Source organism: Sphingobacterium litopenaei (assembly GCF_014692495.1).
GTDB lineage: Bacteria > Bacteroidota > Bacteroidia > Sphingobacteriales > Sphingobacteriaceae > Sphingobacterium > Sphingobacterium litopenaei.
Genome location: NZ_JACOIJ010000073.1, coordinates 1 through 1,881 on the forward strand (window position 1 = coordinate 1; position 1,881 = coordinate 1,881).

2 protein-coding genes are annotated in these 1,881 nt (G+C 34.2%); one reads left to right on the forward strand and one right to left on the reverse strand.

The features are described 5' to 3' along the window. Nucleotides 1-289: 289 nt before the first annotated feature. A complete protein-coding gene (locus H8B04_RS16785) occupies nucleotides 290-823 on the reverse strand; it encodes an energy transducer TonB (RefSeq protein ID WP_165292647.1) in 534 nt (177 codons plus the stop codon). Nucleotides 824-1,007: 184 nt separating this feature from the next. On the opposite strand from H8B04_RS16785, the gene H8B04_RS16790 reads away from it, so the two are divergent. Further along, nucleotides 1,008-1,748 carry an SDR family NAD(P)-dependent oxidoreductase gene (locus tag H8B04_RS16790; RefSeq protein WP_165292648.1) on the forward strand — a complete coding sequence of 247 codons (741 nt, stop codon included), beginning with the start codon at nucleotides 1,008-1,010 and terminating at the stop codon, nucleotides 1,746-1,748. Nucleotides 1,749-1,881: the final 133 nt, after the last annotated feature.

Sequence of the window (1,881 nt, forward strand, 5' to 3'; positions counted from 1 at the left end):
ACAATGCAACAACTCCACCTTAAATTTGGTGAGAGAATGAAAGCCTTCGGCGGCTCTAAATAGATATAGGTCCGAAGGGGACCTATATCTATTTAGAGCTCAATGACACAGTTTGCTTTACACTTCCAAGAGGCTGTCTGACCTTTTTAGATAGCCTCTTTACTTATTTACACTTTCTTAAATTAGTGTTTCAAAATTTAATTTTTTGCATTTTTCATTACCAAATAAAATAGCTTTTTGCTAAAATCATATTTTAAATTTTTCATTTTATACTTTTTGAACAGCCTCTTTATTTGCTTGTATCAACTTTCATTCTTTCTATATCAAGACGGATAGGCAAAGCATATTTCGTTCTGACAGGAATACCACTAAATATACCAGGCTTCCACTTCTCGCCTTTTTTCAACATCTCTATTCCAGCTTCTCCTGTACCAAATCCTTTATCAAATTCAACTACAAAATCGGTTAATGTTCCATTTTTTTCCACGACAAATGAAATCATAACGTTACCCTTTACTCTATTATCGTACGCTTTCTGCGGTAAATTATAATTTTGTATAATCCATTCTCGAAAAACCTTCATACCTCCTGGAGGTTCGGGATTTATTTCTACCTGTGTAAATAAAGAATCTCTTTTAAACTCAATTCCACTACCTCTCATACATCCACAGTTTAATTTAAACTTCTCAACACTGTCTTTCTTTAAGGAAGATTTCACTGTTGATGTTAAAACTTGCTTAGGCTTTGAAGTACAACTAGTAAAACATAAAATTGCCACAAAAACAGTAAAATAAATGGCGCACTTCAGATTCATCTTGCTCATAAGCTTATTTATTAAAAGCATATAATTTTAATTTTGGTCTAGCATTACTTAGTAATATGATGATATATTCGTTAATATTCCATAAAGTTTTAATTTGTTATAAGTCATTATTTTAAGAAATCAACATCATACTTTGCAAACATTAAAACACCTAACTTGTCTTCATCATTAAAATCAGATAATTATGAAACAATTAGAGAATAAAGTAGCAATTGTAACAGGTGGAGCTTCAGGTATAGGAAAGGCTATTGTTGAGCTTTTCGTCAAAGAAGGAGCTAAAGTCTTAATAGCAGATTTGAATGAAGATTCAGGTACTAAATTAGCTAATTCTTTAGGTGAAGCTACTGTATTTGTAAAAGCAGATTCTTCTTCGCCAGAAGACAATAAAAAATTAGTTGATATTGCTGTAGAAAAATTTGGAGCTTTACATATTGCGGTTAATAATGCAGGTATCGGCGGTGATGCAGCTACAGTTGGCGATTATGGCCTTGAAAGTTGGAAAAAAGTCATTGATATTAACTTGAATGGTGTTTTCTACGGTATGCACTATCAACTTCCAGAAATCGAAAAAGTAGGAGGAAGTATTATCAATATGGCTTCTATTTTAGGTCAGGTAGGCTTTGCATACTCTTCAGCTTATGTAGCCGCAAAACATGGAGTAGTAGGACTTACAAAAACTGCAGGTTGGGAATACGGTACTAAAGGTGTTCGTATCAATGCAATTGGCCCAGGTTTTATTTCCACTCCACTTGTGGATGATAATTTAGATAAAGAAACGTTAACTTTCCTCGAAACACAACATGCTATGCAACGTTTGGGTAAATCTGAAGAAGTTGCAGAATTAGCGCTTTGGTTAGCTTCAGACAAATCTTCGTTTGTAACTGGCTCTTACTATCCTGTTGATGGTGGCTATTTAGCTAAATAGAGTATTTGTGAACTACCCATTTGCTAAAGACAAATGGGCTTCGGGCTTCACAGACTTGTGCTTTGTTGCCAAAGTCTTATTTGAGTCTCCGCCCGTGTAATCGCCAGTTCCTGACGATATTATTTTTAATCCT